We start from the raw sequence: 17294 nt of genomic DNA on the forward strand, positions 1-17294 counted from the left end.
CCAAAAAGTAAATAAAGTGTTAATTATTTGTTTGCTAATTTTTATCCCCACCGTGCCTGATGCTGGCGTTTCCGTTTCAGATAGTCTTCGTCCTGACGGATTTTATCCCACCAACCTTTGAAAACCGTTGCCGCCGCGGCCTTAATAGGATCATTACCCCGTGTATTCAGGCTGCCGTCTTCTGCATACTTTTTACCGCCTTTATAGTTAGCGTATCGCCTGGCGCGGGTGTATCCCATCTGAATAAATTTACGCGCCATGTCCATACCAACGAAATCATCCTGCTGCCGGTAAGCTTCGAACAACTGGTAGATCTGCTCTGCGGATTTCATCGCCGATGCTTCATCTTTATAGCGCCAGAAAGGAAGAATTTCGCTTTTGTAGGGTTCAACCAGTAGCACCCCCTGCTCGCCTCGTCCAACCTGATACAATTCAGGCTGCTGGCGGAAGTCGATGCTGGAAAAGTCCTGCTGGTAGTTAAAAGGTTTGATAGCCAATGAAAATCCTCACTGCTTATATAAGCACGTGTAAAGGATAGTTCATCGTTAACGATTGGGTGGGTTGTGCTCTTATCAGTTCTACAAGAGCACCAACTTCGTAGGCGGAATAATTGCTGTGGGCCGGATAAGGCGAAGCTGCCATCCGGCGGTGCCGGTTGCCTGATGGCGCTGCGCTTATCAGGCCTACATTTTTACAGTTACCACACACGCAAAAAAGCCCATCCTGACGGACGGGCTTCTTCACTTGTCTGATGCCTGGCAGTTTATGGCGGGCGTCCTGCCCGCCACCCTACGGGCCGTTGCTGCGCAACGAGTGCTCACCGACAGACTACAGATAAAACAAAAGGCCCTGTCTTTCGACTGAGCCTTTTGCTTAATTTGATGCCTGGCAGTTCCCTACTCTCGCATGGGGAGACCCCACACTACCATCGGCGCTACGGCGTTTCACTTCTGAGTTCGGCATGGGGTCAGGTGGGACCACCGCGCTAGTGCCGCCAGGCAAATTCTTTTGTGCTCTGTACGCAATTCTTTATCGCATCAGCGGCGTTGCCCGCGCTCGTAAAGTCAGTCACATACTTCTGTATGCTCCTTCCTTTCCTTCGCTTGCCGCCTTGCTGCTGCGCAAATTATTGCGTACTCAACTCTGAATCAGTGCTGAAAATCATCTCTCATCCGCCAAAACATCTTTGGCGTTGTAAGGTTAAGCCTCACGGTTCATTAGTACCGGTTAGCTCAACGCATCGCTGCGCTTACACACCCGGCCTATCAACGTCGTCGTCTTCAACGTTCCTTCAGGAGACTCTAAGTCTCAGGGAGAACTCATCTCGGGGCAAGTTTCGTGCTTAGATGCTTTCAGCACTTATCTCTTCCGCATTTAGCTACCGGGCAGTGCCATTGGCATGACAACCCGAACACCAGTGATGCGTCCACTCCGGTCCTCTCGTACTAGGAGCAGCCCCCCTCAGTTCTCCAGCGCCCACGGCAGATAGGGACCGAACTGTCTCACGACGTTCTAAACCCAGCTCGCGTACCACTTTAAATGGCGAACAGCCATACCCTTGGGACCTACTTCAGCCCCAGGATGTGATGAGCCGACATCGAGGTGCCAAACACCGCCGTCGATATGAACTCTTGGGCGGTATCAGCCTGTTATCCCCGGAGTACCTTTTATCCGTTGAGCGATGGCCCTTCCATTCAGAACCACCGGATCACTATGACCTGCTTTCGCACCTGCTCGCGCCGTCACGCTCGCAGTCAAGCTGGCTTATGCCATTGCACTAACCTCCTGATGTCCGACCAGGATTAGCCAACCTTCGTGCTCCTCCGTTACTCTTTAGGAGGAGACCGCCCCAGTCAAACTACCCACCAGACACTGTCCGCAACCCGGATTACGGGTCCACGTTAGAACATCAAACATTAAAGGGTGGTATTTCAAGGTCGGCTCCATGCAGACTGGCGTCCACACTTCAAAGCCTCCCACCTATCCTACACATCAAGGCTCAATGTTCAGTGTCAAGCTATAGTAAAGGTTCACGGGGTCTTTCCGTCTTGCCGCGGGTACACTGCATCTTCACAGCGAGTTCAATTTCACTGAGTCTCGGGTGGAGACAGCCTGGCCATCATTACGCCATTCGTGCAGGTCGGAACTTACCCGACAAGGAATTTCGCTACCTTAGGACCGTTATAGTTACGGCCGCCGTTTACCGGGGCTTCGATCAGGAGCTTCGCTTGCGCTGACCCCATCAATTAACCTTCCGGCACCGGGCAGGCGTCACACCGTATACGTCCACTTTCGTGTTTGCACAGTGCTGTGTTTTTAATAAACAGTTGCAGCCAGCTGGTATCTTCGACTGACTTCAGCTCCATGAGTAAATCACTTCACCTACGTGTCAGCGTGCCTTCTCCCGAAGTTACGGCACCATTTTGCCTAGTTCCTTCACCCGAGTTCTCTCAAGCGCCTTGGTATTCTCTACCTGACCACCTGTGTCGGTTTGGGGTACGATTTGATGTTACCTGATGCTTAGAGGCTTTTCCTGGAAGCAGGGCATTTGTTGCTTCAGCACCGTAGTGCCTCGTCGTCACGCCTCAGTGTTAAAGTGAACCGGATTTACCTGGAACACACACCTACACGCTTAAACCGGGACAACCGTCGCCCGGCCAACATAGCCTTCTCCGTCCCCCCTTCGCAGTAACACCAAGTACGGGAATATTAACCCGTTTCCCATCGACTACGCCTTTCGGCCTCGCCTTAGGGGTCGACTCACCCTGCCCCGATTAACGTTGGACAGGAACCCTTGGTCTTCCGGCGAGCGGGCTTTTCACCCGCTTTATCGTTACTTATGTCAGCATTCGCACTTCTGATACCTCCAGCAACCCTCACAGGCCACCTTCGCAGGCTTACAGAACGCTCCCCTACCCAACAACACACAGTGTCGCTGCCGCAGCTTCGGTGCATGGTTTAGCCCCGTTACATCTTCCGCGCAGGCCGACTCGACCAGTGAGCTATTACGCTTTCTTTAAATGATGGCTGCTTCTAAGCCAACATCCTGGCTGTCTGGGCCTTCCCACATCGTTTCCCACTTAACCATGACTTTGGGACCTTAGCTGGCGGTCTGGGTTGTTTCCCTCTTCACGACGGACGTTAGCACCCGCCGCGTGTCTCCCGTGATAACATTCTCCGGTATTCGCAGTTTGCATCGGGTTGGTAAGCCGGGATGGCCCCCTAGCCGAAACAGTGCTCTACCCCCGGAGATGAATTCACGAGGCGCTACCTAAATAGCTTTCGGGGAGAACCAGCTATCTCCCGGTTTGATTGGCCTTTCACCCCCAGCCACAGGTCATCCGCTAATTTTTCAACATTAGTCGGTTCGGTCCTCCAGTTAGTGTTACCCAACCTTCAACCTGCCCATGGCTAGATCACCGGGTTTCGGGTCTATACCCTGCAACTTAACGCCCAATTAAGACTCGGTTTCCCTCCGGCTCCCCTATTCGGTTAACCTTGCTACAGAATATAAGTCGCTGACCCATTATACAAAAGGTACGCAGTCACACAGGTAAACCTGTGCTCCCACTGCTTGTACGTACACGGTTTCAGGTTCTTTTTCACTCCCCTCGCCGGGGTTCTTTTCGCCTTTCCCTCACGGTACTGGTTCACTATCGGTCAGTCAGGAGTATTTAGCCTTGGAGGATGGTCCCCCCATATTCAGACAGGATACCACGTGTCCCGCCCTACTCATCGAGCTCACAGCACATGCGCTTTTGTGTACGGGGCTGTCACCCTGTATCGCGCGCCTTTCCAGACGCTTCCACTAACACACATGCTGATTCAGGCTCTGGGCTCCTCCCCGTTCGCTCGCCGCTACTGGGGGAATCTCGGTTGATTTCTTTTCCTCGGGGTACTTAGATGTTTCAGTTCCCCCGGTTCGCCTCATTAACCTATGGATTCAGTTAATGATAGTGTGACGAATCACACTGGGTTTCCCCATTCGGAAATCGCCGGTTATAACGGTTCATATCACCTTACCGGCGCTTATCGCAGATTAGCACGTCCTTCATCGCCTCTGACTGCCAGGGCATCCACCGTGTACGCTTAGTCGCTTAACCTCACAACCCGAAGATGTTTCTTACGATTCATCATCGTGTTGCGAAAATTTGAGAGACTCACGAACAACTTTCGTTGTTCTGTGTTTCAATTTTCAGCTTGATCCAGATTTTTAAAGAGCAAATATCTCAAACGTGACTCGTAAGTCAGTTTTGAGATATTAAGGCAGGTGACTTTCACTCACAAACCAGCAAGTGGCGTCCCCTGGAGGTTTGACCTCATCAGTTTGAACGCTGGCGTCCCCTAGGGGATTCGAACCCCTGTTACCGCCGTGAAAGGGCGGTGTCCTGGGCCTCTAGACGAAGGGGACGTATCAGTCTGCTTCGCAAGACGCCTTGCTTTTTACTTTCTATCAGACAATCTGTGTGAGCACTGCAAAGTACGCTTCTTTCAGGTAAGGAGGTGATCCAACCGCAGGTTCCCCTACGGTTACCTTGTTACGACTTCACCCCAGTCATGAATCACAAAGTGGTAAGCGCCCTCCCGAAGGTTAAGCTACCTACTTCTTTTGCAACCCACTCCCATGGTGTGACGGGCGGTGTGTACAAGGCCCGGGAACGTATTCACCGTGGCATTCTGATCCACGATTACTAGCGATTCCGACTTCATGGAGTCGAGTTGCAGACTCCAATCCGGACTACGACGCACTTTATGAGGTCCGCTTGCTCTCGCGAGGTCGCTTCTCTTTGTATGCGCCATTGTAGCACGTGTGTAGCCCTGGTCGTAAGGGCCATGATGACTTGACGTCATCCCCACCTTCCTCCAGTTTATCACTGGCAGTCTCCTTTGAGTTCCCGACCTAATCGCTGGCAACAAAGGATAAGGGTTGCGCTCGTTGCGGGACTTAACCCAACATTTCACAACACGAGCTGACGACAGCCATGCAGCACCTGTCTCACGGTTCCCGAAGGCACATTCTCATCTCTGAAAACTTCCGTGGATGTCAAGACCAGGTAAGGTTCTTCGCGTTGCATCGAATTAAACCACATGCTCCACCGCTTGTGCGGGCCCCCGTCAATTCATTTGAGTTTTAACCTTGCGGCCGTACTCCCCAGGCGGTCTACTTAACGCGTTAGCTCCGGAAGCCACGCCTCAAGGGCACAACCTCCAAGTAGACATCGTTTACGGCGTGGACTACCAGGGTATCTAATCCTGTTTGCTCCCCACGCTTTCGCACCTGAGCGTCAGTCTTTGTCCAGGGGGCCGCCTTCGCCACCGGTATTCCTCCAGATCTCTACGCATTTCACCGCTACACCTGGAATTCTACCCCCCTCTACAAGACTCAAGCCTGCCAGTTTCGAATGCAGTTCCCAGGTTGAGCCCGGGGATTTCACATCCGACTTGACAGACCGCCTGCGTGCGCTTTACGCCCAGTAATTCCGATTAACGCTTGCACCCTCCGTATTACCGCGGCTGCTGGCACGGAGTTAGCCGGTGCTTCTTCTGCGGGTAACGTCAATTGCTGCGGTTATTAACCACAACACCTTCCTCCCCGCTGAAAGTACTTTACAACCCGAAGGCCTTCTTCATACACGCGGCATGGCTGCATCAGGCTTGCGCCCATTGTGCAATATTCCCCACTGCTGCCTCCCGTAGGAGTCTGGACCGTGTCTCAGTTCCAGTGTGGCTGGTCATCCTCTCAGACCAGCTAGGGATCGTTGCCTTGGTGAGCCGTTACCTCACCAACAAGCTAATCCCATCTGGGCACATCTGATGGCAAGAGGCCCGAAGGTCCCCCTCTTTGGTCTTGCGACGTTATGCGGTATTAGCCACCGTTTCCAGTAGTTATCCCCCTCCATCAGGCAGTTTCCCAGACATTACTCACCCGTCCGCCACTCGTCAGCGAAGCAGCAAGCTGCTTCCTGTTACCGTTCGACTTGCATGTGTTAGGCCTGCCGCCAGCGTTCAATCTGAGCCATGATCAAACTCTTCAATTTAAAAGTTTGATGCTCAATGAATTAAACTTCGTAATGAATTACGTGTTCACTCTTGAGACTTGTTATTCATTTTTCGTCTTGCGACGTCAAGAATCCGTATCTTCGAGTGCCCACACAGATTGTCTGATAAATTGTTAAAGAGCAGTGCAACGCGGCTTTCGCTCACCGTTGCGAGGTGGCGTATATTACGCTTTCCTCTTTTTGAGTCAAGCCTTTATTTTCGCTTTCCTCACAGACTTCTTAACGAAGCCTTTCTGACCCGGCGGCCTGTATGCCGTTGTTCCGTGTCAGTGGTGGCGCATTATAGGGAGTTATTAGAGCCTGACAAGACCTAAATGCAAAAAAAAGCTCAACCGTTCACTTTTCAAACAACATTTGAACCAAAAGCCTATTTTCGCCTGGTTTTTAAACAAAAACGAGCCCGTCAGGGCCCGTTTTATTCAAATTTGTGACTTACTGCACTGCCACAATACGATCATCATTGGCTTCAAGGCGAATCACTTTGCCAGGAACCAGTTCACCAGACAGGATTTGCTGCGCCAGTGGGTTTTCGATCTGCTGTTGAATAGCACGTTTTAACGGACGCGCCCCGTAGACCGGATCGTAACCGTTGGCGCTCAACAGTTTCAGCGCCTCGTCGGAGATATGGATTTCATAACCACGTTCTTCCAGACGTTTGTATAGACGCTGCAGCTGGATCTGAGCAATAGAAGCGATGTGTTGTTCACCTAACGGATGGAATACCACAACTTCATCAATACGGTTGATAAATTCCGGACGGAAGTTTTGGCTAACCACACCCAGCACCATCTCTTTCATTCGACCGTAATCCAGTTCGCCAAAGCGCTCCTGAATGAGATCGGAACCGAGGTTAGAAGTCATAATGACCACCGTATTACGGAAGTCGACCGTTCTCCCCTGCCCGTCAGTCAGTCGACCGTCGTCCAGCACCTGCAACAGAATGTTGAATACATCCGGATGCGCTTTTTCCACTTCATCCAACAAGATGACGGAATAAGGGCGACGGCGCACCGCTTCCGTCAAATAACCGCCTTCTTCATAGCCGACATATCCCGGAGGCGCCCCGACCAAACGAGACACGGAGTGTTTCTCCATAAACTCAGACATGTCGATACGCACCATCGCGTCGTCGCTGTCGAACATAAAGTTAGCCAGCGCTTTACACAGTTCGGTTTTACCGACCCCCGTCGGCCCAAGGAACAGGAAGGAACCAATCGGACGGTTCGGATCGGACAGCCCCGCGCGGCTACGACGTATGGCGTTCGATACTGCTTCAACGGCTTCATTCTGCCCGATCACACGGCTGTGTAACTCTTGTTCCATACGCAACAGTTTTTCACGTTCGCCTTCCAGCATTCTGGCAACCGGAATACCGGTCCAGCGCGCCAGCACTTCGGCAATTTCCGCATCCGTTACTTTGTTACGTAACAGACGCATGGTTTTACCTTCCGACTGGGTCGCGGCTTCCAACTGTTTTTCCAGCTCCGGAATTTTGCCGTACTGCAGTTCAGACATTCGCGCCAGGTCGCCAACGCGACGCGCCTGCTCGATGGCAATCTTCGCCTGCTCCAGCTCCGCTTTAATAGTTTGCGTACCTGAGAGCGACGCTTTTTCCGCTTTCCACTCTTCTTCCAGCTCAGAATACTGGCGCTCTTTGTCGTCCAGTTCTTCGTTGAGCATATCGAGACGTTTTTTACTCGCCTCGTCAGACTCTTTCATCAACGCCTGCTGTTCCAGTTTGAGCTGAATAATGCGGCGGTCGAGCCTGTCCAGCTCCTCCGGCTTAGAGTCAATCTGCATACGAATGCTGGATGCCGCTTCATCGATGAGGTCGATAGCTTTATCCGGCAACTGACGGTCGGCGATATAGCGATGAGACAATGTTGCCGCCGCCACAATCGCCGGGTCAGTGATCTGCACATGGTGGTGCAGCTCGTAACGTTCTTTCAGGCCACGCAGAATAGCAATGGTGTCTTCCACTGAAGGTTCTGCGACAAACACTTTTTGAAAACGACGTTCCAGCGCCGCGTCTTTTTCAATGTACTGACGGTATTCATCCAGCGTGGTGGCGCCCACACAGTGCAGTTCACCACGCGCCAGCGCCGGTTTCAGCATATTCCCGGCGTCCATGGCGCCATCGGCCTTACCTGCGCCAACCATGGTGTGCAGCTCATCGATAAACAGGATGACGTTGCCTTCCTGTTTTGCCAGATCGTTCAGCACGCCTTTCAGACGCTCTTCAAATTCGCCGCGATATTTCGCCCCCGCCACCAGCGCGCCCATATCCAACGCCAGTACGCGGCGGCCTTTTAAGCCTTCAGGAACTTCACCATTAATAATGCGCTGCGCCAGCCCTTCAACAATTGCCGTTTTACCTACGCCCGGCTCACCGATTAACACCGGGTTGTTTTTAGTACGACGTTGCAGTACCTGAATGGTACGGCGAATTTCTTCATCACGACCAATTACCGGGTCAAGCTTACCTTGTTCAGCCCGCTCGGTCAGATCGACGGTATATTTTTTCAAGGCCTGACGTTGGTCTTCAGCCCCTTGATCGTTCACGCTTTCACCTCCGCGCATCTGTTCAATTGCCTGAGTGATATTGGCCGTGGTCGCACCAGCTGATTTCAGCAGATCGGTTAACGTGCCGCGAGACTCAAGCGCCGCCAGAACAAACAGCTCTGACGAAATAAAATTGTCCCCCCGTTTTTGCGCCAGCTTGTCGCAAAGGTTCAGTACGCGTACCAGTTCCGAAGAAGGCTGTACGTCGCCGCCGGTGCCTTCCACCTGCGGTAAACGGCTCAGCGCCTGATCGATAGCGGTGCGCAACTGGCCAGCATTAATGCCGGCGGAGGTTAATAAAGGACGTATCGATCCCCCTTCCTGGTTCAGCAAGGCGCTCATTAAATGAAGAGGTTCGATGAATTGGTTGTCGTGCCCCAGCGCGAGCGACTGGGCATCGGCAAGAGCAAGCTGGAATTTGTTAGTAAGACGATCCAGACGCATAACTCCTCCCATAACAGGTCAAAATTGCTACTGGAGATTAAATGAGGTCATCCCTCAATTATTCAAGGTGAATGACCTGAATTATGTGAAAAGAAAGTTACCCGTACCGGATCGTCTTGATTCTTTAGGTTATATCAGCCAAATAAAACTTGCCATACGACCTGTCGTCTTGTCGCGACGATAAGAGAAGAAAGTCTCACTTTCGCTAAAGGTGCAGCGATCCCCGCCATAGACATGTTCAACGCCGGTATTCGCCAGACGTTGGCGTGCAAGCTGATAAATATCCGCCAGAAATTTTTCCCCGTGCGGCAAAAATGCGCTATCGGCTTGCGCATCTTTTGCTAAAAATGCGTCACGCACTTCCGGCCCCACTTCAAACGCGGTCGGGCCGATCGCCGGACCTAACCAGGCGATGATATTTTCTGGTTTGTCAGCAAAGCAGGTGACAGTTTCCTCCAGTACGCCTTCACATAATCCGCGCCAGCCCGCATGAGCCGCCGCCACTTCTGTTCCCTCACGGTTACAGAATAGCACAGGCAGGCAGTCTGCCGTCATTACCGCGCAGACGGTTCCTGGCGTATTGCTGTAAGACGCATCCGCACGTTTGGAGGCATAAGGTTCCCCGGTAAGCCTCAACACATTTTTACCGTGAGCCTGTTCAAGCCAGACAGGTTTCGAAGGCAGATTGCCCGCCGCAAACAGACGCTTGCGGTTCTCTTCAACATGCTCAGGGTTATCGCCGCAATGCGCGCCCAGATTCAGCGAGTCGTAAGGCGGTAAACTCACCCCGCCAATACGGGTAGAACTACAGGCTGCGACGCCTTTCGGCAGCGGCCACTGCGGGACAATCAGTGCATTCATAACCAGTCCACATCATCTTTATGATCTTCGAAATCGGCGCGCATCGCATCGATAAGGTCCACCATATCTTGTGGAATCGGCGCGTGCCACTCCATTTCGATACCCGATACAGGATGGTAGAGACGCAGCATCGTTGCATGAAGCGCCTGGCGGTCAAACTTACGCAGAGTGGAAATAAACTCTTCCGATGCGCCTTTCGGTGGACGTGGACGACCACCGTAGACCTGATCGCCCACTAACGGGTGCGTAATATGCGCCATATGCACGCGGATCTGGTGCGTACGCCCGGTCTCCAGACGCAACCTAAGACGCGTGTGCACACGGAAATGTTCCATAATGCGGTAGTGGGTCACCGCCGGTTTGCCCATGGGATGCACCGACATATGGGTACGTTTGGTCGGGTGACGACTGATGGGTTCATTCACCGTTCCTCCCGCCGTCATATGTCCGATCGCGACCGCTTCATATTCGCGGGTGATCTCGCGCAGCTGCAAAGACTCCACCAGGCGCGTTTGCGCCGGAACGGTTTTGGCCACCACCATCAGCCCCGTCGTGTCCTTATCCAGACGATGCACAATGCCCGCGCGCGGGACATCCGCAATCGGCGGATAATAATGTAGCAACGCATTCAGTACCGTACCGTCCGGGTTACCCGCGCCAGGATGTACCACCAGATCGCGTGGTTTGTTGATAACCAGAATATCGTCATCTTCATAAACAATATCTAACGGGATATCCTGCGCTTCAAAACGAATCTCTTCGTCGATCTCCGCATCAATAGCCACCCGCTCGCCGCCTAACACTTTTTCTTTTGGCTTATCGCAAAGTTGACCATTGACCAACACGCGCTGATTCAAAATCCATTCTTTTATACGCGAACGTGAATAATCCGGGAACATTTCGGCCAAAGCCTGATCTAAGCGTTGACCGAGTTGGTTTTCGGAGACCGTTGCGGTGAGTTGTACTCGTTGTGCCATATACAGCTTCTTCGTTTAACGTTGGGTTTTACGGCTTTGCCGTTTAATATAGTGTGCTATTGTAGCTGGTCTTAACCGGGAGCAGGAACAGAGAATCTCCCGTAAAACATTTTGAGGAAAGTCAAAACGTCATGACGCGCATGAAATATCTGGTGGCAGCAGCCACGTTGAGCCTGTTTCTGGCGGGTTGCTCGGGTTCAAAGGAAGAGGTGCCCGATAATCCGCCGAATGAAATCTACGCGACTGCTCAGCAAAAGCTGCAGGACGGTAACTGGAAACAGGCAATAACGCAATTGGAAGCGTTAGATAATCGTTATCCATTCGGACCGTATTCTCAGCAGGTGCAGTTGGATCTTATCTACGCCTATTACAAAAACGCCGATTTGCCGCTAGCGCAGGCCGCCATCGATCGTTTTATGCGTCTTAATCCAACGCACCCTAATATTGACTATGTCATGTACATGCGCGGCCTGACGAACATGGCGCTGGATGATAGCGCGCTGCAGGGTTTCTTTGGCGTCGATCGCAGCGATCGCGATCCGCAACATGCGCGGGCGGCGTTCAATGACTTTTCGAAACTGGTACGCAGCTATCCTAATAGCCAGTACACCACCGACGCCACTAAGCGTCTGGTATTCCTGAAAGACCGTCTGGCGAAATATGAATATTCCGTCGCAGAGTACTATACCGCGCGCGGCGCATGGGTTGCGGTCGTAAACCGGGTAGAAGGTATGCTACGCAATTATCCTGATACGCAGGCCACGCGCGATGCGTTGCCGCTGATGGAAAACGCCTATCGTCAGATGCAGCTGAATGCGCAGGCTGACAAAGTCGCGAAAATTATTGCCGCTAACAGCAAAAACACCTGAAGCAATACCAACAAGCAAAACGGCAGCCTTCCGGCTGCCGTTTTTTTATTCGATATCTGATGCAACAGAAATGATTTCACTGCAACGCATCCAGTCAAATATGGCCTGCTTTCAGCCATTCCTCAAGTAAAAGATCGCTTCTTCCTGCGATGCCTCACAAAAAGTTCGCCTTGACAAAAAGTGACAAAATAATGTGATTTACATCACACATTTTGACATTAAGAACGGTATGCTGGAATCACCAAGACGGGAAAGACAAGAGGTAAAATTTATGACAATGAACATTACCAGTAAACAAATGGAAATTACTCCGGCAATTCGCCAACATGTCGCAGACCGTCTCGCCAAACTGGAAAAATGGCAAACTCACCTGATTAATCCTCATATCATTCTGTCTAAAGAGCCACAGGGCTTTATTGCTGACGCCACCATTAATACACCGAACGGACATCTGGTCGCCAGCGCAAAACACGAAGATATGTACACCGCTATTAATGAATTGATCAACAAGCTGGAACGGCAGCTCAATAAAGTGCAGCACAAAGGCGAAGCCCGTCGTGCCACCGCATCGGTGAAAGATGCCAGCTTCGTCGAAGCAGAAGAAGAGTAGTCCCTTACATTGAGTGTATCGCCAACGCGCCTTCGGGCGCGTTTTTTGTTGACAGGATTAAAACAGTACGGGTACTGTACTTACGTACACAAAGGAAACAGTTATGAAGCTAACCCGGTTTTTCTTCGCATTCTTTTTTATCTTCCCCTGACCGGGAGGCGTTTCGTCATGTGATAAAGAATGCGAAGACGAACAAGAAGGCCTCCCCCACCGGGAGGCCTTTTTTATTGATAACAAAAAAGGCAACACTATGACATCGGAAAACCCATTACTGGCGCTGCGAGATAAAATCAGCGCTTTAGACGAAGAGTTACTGGCCTTACTGGCAAAACGACGCGCGCTGGCGATTGAAGTGGGACAAGCAAAACTACTGTCGCATCGTCCGGTTCGGGATATCGATCGTGAACGCGCGCTGCTGGACAGGCTCATCCATCTCGGTAAAGCCCACCATCTCGACGCACACTACATTACCCGTCTGTTCCAGCTTATCATTGAAGACTCCGTGCTTACTCAGCAGGCGCTGTTGCAACAACATCTGAATAATACTCACCCTCATTCGGCACGTATTGCGTTTCTTGGGCCGAAAGGCTCCTATTCTCATCTCGCGGCGCGCCAGTATGCCGCACGCCATTTTGAGCAATTTATTGAGAGCGGTTGCGCAAAATTCACCGATATTTTTCATCAGGTCGAAACCGGCCAGGCCGATTACGCCGTGGTTCCGATAGAGAACACCAGCTCCGGCGCTATCAACGATGTGTACGACTTATTGCAACACACCAGTCTGTCGATTGTCGGTGAGATGACCGTCACTATCGATCACTGCGTACTGGTTTCCGGCGCTACGGATCTGAATACCATCGAAACGGTGTACAGCCATCCGCAGCCGTTCCAGCAGTGCAGTAAATTTTTGAGCCGCTATCCGCACTGGAAAATTGACTATACCGAGAGTACGTCGGCAGCGATGGAAAAAGTCGCGCAGGCAAACTCTCCGCGCGTCGCGGCGCTCGGCAGCGAGGCAGGCGGCATGTTGCACGGTTTACAGGTGCTGGAACGCATCGCCGCAAACCAGACGCAGAATATCACCCGCTTTCTGGTACTGGCGCGCAAAGCCATTAATGTTTCCGATCAGGTTCCGGCAAAAACCACTCTGTTAATAGCCACCGGGCAGCAAGCTGGCGCGCTGGTCGAAGCGCTGCTGGTGCTGCGTAACCACAATCTCATCATGACGAAACTGGAGTCGCGCCCCATTCACGGCAATCCGTGGGAAGAGATGTTTTATCTCGATATTCAGGCGAACCTGGAGTCGCAGGTAATGCAAAGCGCGCTAAAAGAGCTGGGCGAGATCACGCGCTCAATGAAAGTGCTTGGCTGCTATCCCAGCGAAAACGTCGTGCCGGTAGAACCTGCCTGACGTTCAATAAAACGGCTTTTCTTCATCCCTGCGACGGCTACCTGCAGGGTGAAGATGGCGCCGGAGAGCGGATAATCCGCCACTTCCTGAGCAGACATATTTTCTCTGGTAGTTGTAATAAACAGCGTTTTCATATCTGCGCCGCCAAAGCAAACCATCGTCGGACAACGTACCGGCAACCGGTACTCTTCCAGCTGCTCTCCTTGCGGTGAGAAACGCGCCACGCGCCAGCCGTCAAACATCGCGCTCCAGTAGCACCCTTCGCTATCCATCGCCGCGCCGTCGGGAAGTCCTTCTCCTTCGCCAAAATGGCGAAAAAGTTCACGCTTGCCCGGTTCGCCATGCTTATCAAGTAACGTGCGGTATATCACGCCATTCGGCGTATCGGAGGTATACATCCACTGGTTATTCGGGCTGAACGCCAGGCCGTTGTGTCCCTGGATATCGCACTGGATCACTTTTGCCGTCAGGTCATGATCGATCCGCATCAGCAACGCGCCATTATAGTCACCTGGCGCCCAGAACGTTCCGGCATAAAAACGTCCATCGCCATCAGTGCCGCCATCGTTGAAACGCGCCAGTTTCGTATTAGAGGGATTGTCGCAAACCTTACGCTGCAATAATCCATTTTTATCGGCCAGCCAGATAGCATGACGCATGGCCACAATAAATCCGCCCTGCTCACGCAAGGCAAAACAGCCCACCTCTTCCGGAAACGCCAGCACGCTATGCGTCCCGCTCGCCGGATGGTAACGATGGATCTCCTGTTCCAGGATATCGGTCCAATACAGCGCGCTTTCATCCTCGCTCCATGTGGGGCATTCTGGTAGATGTCCGACATAATCAAATAAAACGTGCGGCGTAGTCATAACGGTTCCTTAAACGAAAAAAGCCAGCAAAGCTGGCTTTTAGTATAGATGTCATCGTTATGGTCGGCTGTCATTCGCCTGACGCAATAACACACGGCTTTCATTCTGGAAGCGTCTGGCATAATCGCCAAACCAGTGTTCAACTTTGCGAAAACTGTCGATAAAAGCCTGCTTATCACCCTGTTCCAGTAACCCGATCGCATCGCCAAAACGTTTATAGTAACGCTTGATAAGCGCCAGATTGCGCTCCGACGACATAATAATGTCCGCATACAGCTGCGGGTCCTGGGCGAACAGACGCCCGACCATCGCCAGCTCCAGTCGATAAATCGGCGATGATAGCGCCAGAAGCTGCTCAAGCTGGACGTTCTCTTCCGCCAGATGCAGCCCATAAGCGAAGGTAGCAAAGTGGCGCAACGCCTGGATAAAAGCCATGTTCTGATCGTGCTCGACAGCGCTAATTCGATGCAACCGCGCGCCCCACACCTGGATTTGCTCAAGGAACCACTGATACGCTTCCGGTTGACGCCCGTCACACCAGACCACCACCTGCTTCGCCAGGCTCCCGCTGTCCGGACCAAACATCGGATGCAAGCCCAACACGGGGCCATCATGGGCCGCCAACATTGCCTGCAACGGACCGCTTTTCACCGATGCCAGATCGACCAGAATACAGTCGGACGGCAGGGGCGGCAGTTGCGCTATGACCTGTTCAGTAACATGAATCGGCACGCTGACGATCACCATTCCGGCATCGGCGACAATGTCCCTGGCGCGCGGCCAGTCCTGTTGTTCCAGAATACGGACCTGATAGCCCGACAGCGTGAGCATTTTTTCAAACAGACGCCCCATCTGTCCGCCGCCGCCCACAATGACGACCGGACGCAGAGAAGGACAAAGCGTTTTGAACCCCTTATCATTTTCGCTGGAGTAAGATTCACGCATTACCCGGCGCAGGACATCTTCAATGAGATCGGGCGGGACACCGATCGCTTCTGCTTCCGCCCGTCGTGAAGCCAGCATAGAGGCCTCACGCTCCGGCACGTAAATAGGCAGGCCAAAACGGCTTTTCACCTCGCCGACTTTGGCAACCAGTTCCAGGCGCTTAGCCAGTAAATTCAACAACGCTTTATCGACATCATCTATTTGATCGCGTAACGCGGTCAATTCAGCAACCATAACAACCTCTTATGCGACGCGCACCGCCAGCTGGCCGCTCAAATCTTTATGAATTTCACGTAACAGGGCATCGGTCATCTCCCAGCTAATACAAGCATCGGTGACGGAAACGCCATACTTCATTTCGCTGCGCGGCTGTTCGGAAGACTGATTACCCTCATGAATATTACTTTCAATCATTAAGCCAATGATTGAACGATTGCCATCTTTAATCTGCGCAACCACAGATTCGGCAACGGCTGGCTGGCGGCGATAATCTTTATTGGAGTTACCATGACTGCAATCTACCATCAGCGAAGGACGTAGTCCCGCCTGTTCCATCTCTTTTTCACACTGAGCGACATCTGCCGGGCTATAGTTTGGCGCTTTGCCGCCACGCAAAATCACATGGCCATGCGGATTTCCCTGGGTTTGCAATAACGCAACCTGACCGGCCTGGTTAATGCCAACAAAGCGATGGGGTTGAGCAGCGGCGCGCATGGCGTTAATCGCTGTCGCCAGGCTGCCATCCGTGCCGTTTTTAAAGCCGACCGGCATAGAAAGACCAGACGCCATTTCGCGGTGGGTTTGCGATTCGGTTGTGCGCGCGCCTATCGCCGACCAGCTAAACAGATCGCCCAGGTATTGCGGGCTGTTCGGATCCAACGCTTCGGTCGCCAATGGCAACCCCATATTCACCAGTTCCACCAGTAGCTGACGCGCTATTTTCAACCCGGCTTCCACATCAAATGAGCCATCCATGTGAGGATCGTTAATCAGCCCTTTCCAGCCGACGGTAGTCCGCGGCTTTTCAAAATAGACGCGCATTACCAGATAGAGGCTATCGCTGACCTCTGCGGCAAGGGCTTTAAATCGACGGGCATATTCCAGAGCGGTTTCAGGATCGTGGATAGAACAAGGACCGCATACCACCAACAGACGCGGATCGCGCCCGGCAATAATGTCAGAAATGATTCCCCGGGACTGCGCTATCTGCGCTTCCTGCGCCAGGCTCAACGGAAAGGCCGCTTTAAGCTGCTCCGGCGTCATTAATACCTGTTCATCGGTGATACGTACGTTATTCAGCGCGTCTTTTTGCATGATGGCGATCCTGTCTTTTCTTGTTTGCGATAGTTGATCCTCCACGAGGATGTTTAAACCATACCACAAAAAGTAAAGATTTCAATCCATATTACGTAAAATAAACTTTACACCATGCGAAATAGTCGATTAAACCCCTTCATTTTGTATCAAAAACTTTACACAACAAGTGAATTATTTTATTCCCAGCCTCAGAAAAGCGGTAAAATGAGCGATGCTCGCTATTTTTTGATTATTTTTTCTCCGCACACATATTTTTACTTTCTGATATAGGGTGATTAATACCATAATCACAAGAATTTAATATCAGGGACGCCAATTAAATTATTCATATTATCAATAAGACATAATGACGATATGGCAAAATAATGTT

At 51.9% G+C, this 17294-nt stretch carries 11 protein-coding genes, 1 tRNA gene, 3 rRNA genes and 1 other annotated feature; of the genes, 4 read left to right on the forward strand and 11 right to left on the reverse strand.

Annotated elements, in window-relative coordinates:
- Positions 1-41 precede the first annotated feature (41 nt).
- The 8 genes from EOS97_RS02775 to rluD form a co-directional block, all read right to left on the reverse strand.
- A complete protein-coding gene (locus EOS97_RS02775) occupies positions 42-497 on the reverse strand; it encodes a DUF4385 domain-containing protein (protein WP_000985653.1) in 456 nt (151 codons plus the stop codon).
- Positions 498-883: 386 nt separating this feature from the next.
- Positions 884-999 (reverse strand): 5S ribosomal RNA (gene rrf, locus EOS97_RS02785).
- 197 nt (positions 1000-1196) lie between these two features.
- Positions 1197-4103: ribosomal RNA gene (locus EOS97_RS02790) — 23S ribosomal RNA — on the reverse strand.
- A 232-nt stretch (positions 4104-4335) separates the two neighbouring features.
- Positions 4336-4411: transfer RNA gene (locus EOS97_RS02795), tRNA-Glu, on the reverse strand.
- 85 nt (positions 4412-4496) lie between these two features.
- Positions 4497-6038, reverse strand: a 16S ribosomal RNA gene (locus EOS97_RS02800).
- Together the 16S, 23S and 5S rRNA genes with 1 tRNA gene alongside form the textbook arrangement of a ribosomal RNA operon.
- Positions 6039-6491: 453 nt before the next feature.
- Entirely contained in the window at positions 6492-9065 is a 2574-nt protein-coding gene (gene clpB, locus EOS97_RS02805; protein WP_001235092.1) for an ATP-dependent chaperone ClpB, read from the reverse strand.
- A gap of 129 nt (positions 9066-9194) precedes the next feature.
- On the reverse strand, positions 9195-9926 hold the full coding sequence (yfiH, locus tag EOS97_RS02810; protein ID WP_127836112.1) for a purine nucleoside phosphorylase YfiH: 732 nt from the start codon (positions 9924-9926) through the stop codon (positions 9195-9197).
- Positions 9923-10903, reverse strand: a complete 981-nt coding sequence (gene rluD / locus EOS97_RS02815; protein ID WP_000079130.1) for a 23S rRNA pseudouridine(1911/1915/1917) synthase RluD — start codon at positions 10901-10903, stop codon at positions 9923-9925. Before rluD ends, yfiH begins: the two co-directional genes overlap by 4 nt.
- A gap of 131 nt (positions 10904-11034) precedes the next feature.
- Here rluD and bamD point away from each other — a divergent pair, with 131 nt between their 5' ends.
- The 4 genes from bamD (at position 11035) to pheA (ending at position 13793) form a co-directional block, all read left to right on the forward strand.
- Entirely contained in the window at positions 11035-11772 is a 738-nt protein-coding gene (gene bamD, locus EOS97_RS02820) for an outer membrane protein assembly factor BamD (protein WP_000197660.1), read from the forward strand.
- Positions 11773-12043: 271 nt separating this feature from the next.
- Positions 12044-12382 (forward strand): ribosome-associated translation inhibitor RaiA, encoded by a 339-nt coding sequence (gene raiA / locus EOS97_RS02825; RefSeq protein WP_000178449.1) that lies wholly within the window; start codon positions 12044-12046, stop codon positions 12380-12382.
- Between the two features lie 102 nt (positions 12383-12484).
- Positions 12485-12610: a sequence feature (Phe leader region), on the forward strand.
- Positions 12486-12533, forward strand: a complete 48-nt coding sequence (gene pheL / locus EOS97_RS02830; RefSeq protein WP_010989056.1) for a pheA operon leader peptide PheL — start codon at positions 12486-12488, stop codon at positions 12531-12533. Its footprint overlaps the feature before it by 48 nt.
- 22 nt (positions 12611-12632) lie before the next feature.
- Positions 12633-13793, forward strand: coding sequence for a bifunctional chorismate mutase/prephenate dehydratase (pheA, locus tag EOS97_RS02835; protein WP_000200080.1), 1161 nt, complete (start codon positions 12633-12635; stop codon positions 13791-13793).
- Here the strand turns inward: pheA and EOS97_RS02840 are convergent.
- Genes EOS97_RS02840 through aroF form a run of 3 tightly spaced genes read right to left on the reverse strand, consistent with a single transcriptional unit; the run spans position 13754 to position 16921 of the window.
- Positions 13754-14662 (reverse strand): SMP-30/gluconolactonase/LRE family protein, encoded by a 909-nt coding sequence (locus EOS97_RS02840; protein WP_000210993.1) that lies wholly within the window; start codon positions 14660-14662, stop codon positions 13754-13756. The genes pheA and EOS97_RS02840 overlap by 40 nt on opposite strands.
- 57 nt (positions 14663-14719) lie before the next feature.
- Positions 14720-15841, reverse strand: coding sequence for a bifunctional chorismate mutase/prephenate dehydrogenase (tyrA, locus tag EOS97_RS02845; RefSeq protein ID WP_000225191.1), 1122 nt, complete (start codon positions 15839-15841; stop codon positions 14720-14722).
- 9 nt (positions 15842-15850) lie between these two features.
- Complete coding sequence (gene aroF, locus EOS97_RS02850) at positions 15851-16921, reverse strand: 3-deoxy-7-phosphoheptulonate synthase AroF (protein ID WP_001168062.1); 1071 nt, start codon at positions 16919-16921, stop codon at positions 15851-15853.
- Positions 16922-17294: the final 373 nt, after the last annotated feature.

Source organism: Salmonella sp. SSDFZ54, assembly GCF_004010735.1.
In the GTDB taxonomy this organism is placed as follows: Bacteria; Pseudomonadota; Gammaproteobacteria; order Enterobacterales; family Enterobacteriaceae; genus Salmonella; species Salmonella enterica.

Coding starts and splice junctions, on each gene's coding strand:
- rluD (WP_000079130.1), bottom strand. CDS start 10,903: ATGGCACAACGAGTACAACTCACCGCAACGGTCTCCGAAAACCAACTC.
- pheA (WP_000200080.1), top strand. CDS start 12,633: ATGACATCGGAAAACCCATTACTGGCGCTGCGAGATAAAATCAGCGCT.
- yfiH (WP_127836112.1), bottom strand. CDS start 9,926: ATGAATGCACTGATTGTCCCGCAGTGGCCGCTGCCGAAAGGCGTCGCA.
- clpB (WP_001235092.1), bottom strand. CDS start 9,065: ATGCGTCTGGATCGTCTTACTAACAAATTCCAGCTTGCTCTTGCCGAT.
- raiA (WP_000178449.1), top strand. CDS start 12,044: ATGACAATGAACATTACCAGTAAACAAATGGAAATTACTCCGGCAATT.
- bamD (WP_000197660.1), top strand. CDS start 11,035: ATGACGCGCATGAAATATCTGGTGGCAGCAGCCACGTTGAGCCTGTTT.
- tyrA (WP_000225191.1), bottom strand. CDS start 15,841: ATGGTTGCTGAATTGACCGCGTTACGCGATCAAATAGATGATGTCGAT.
- EOS97_RS02840 (WP_000210993.1), bottom strand. CDS start 14,662: ATGACTACGCCGCACGTTTTATTTGATTATGTCGGACATCTACCAGAA.
- aroF (WP_001168062.1), bottom strand. CDS start 16,921: ATGCAAAAAGACGCGCTGAATAACGTACGTATCACCGATGAACAGGTA.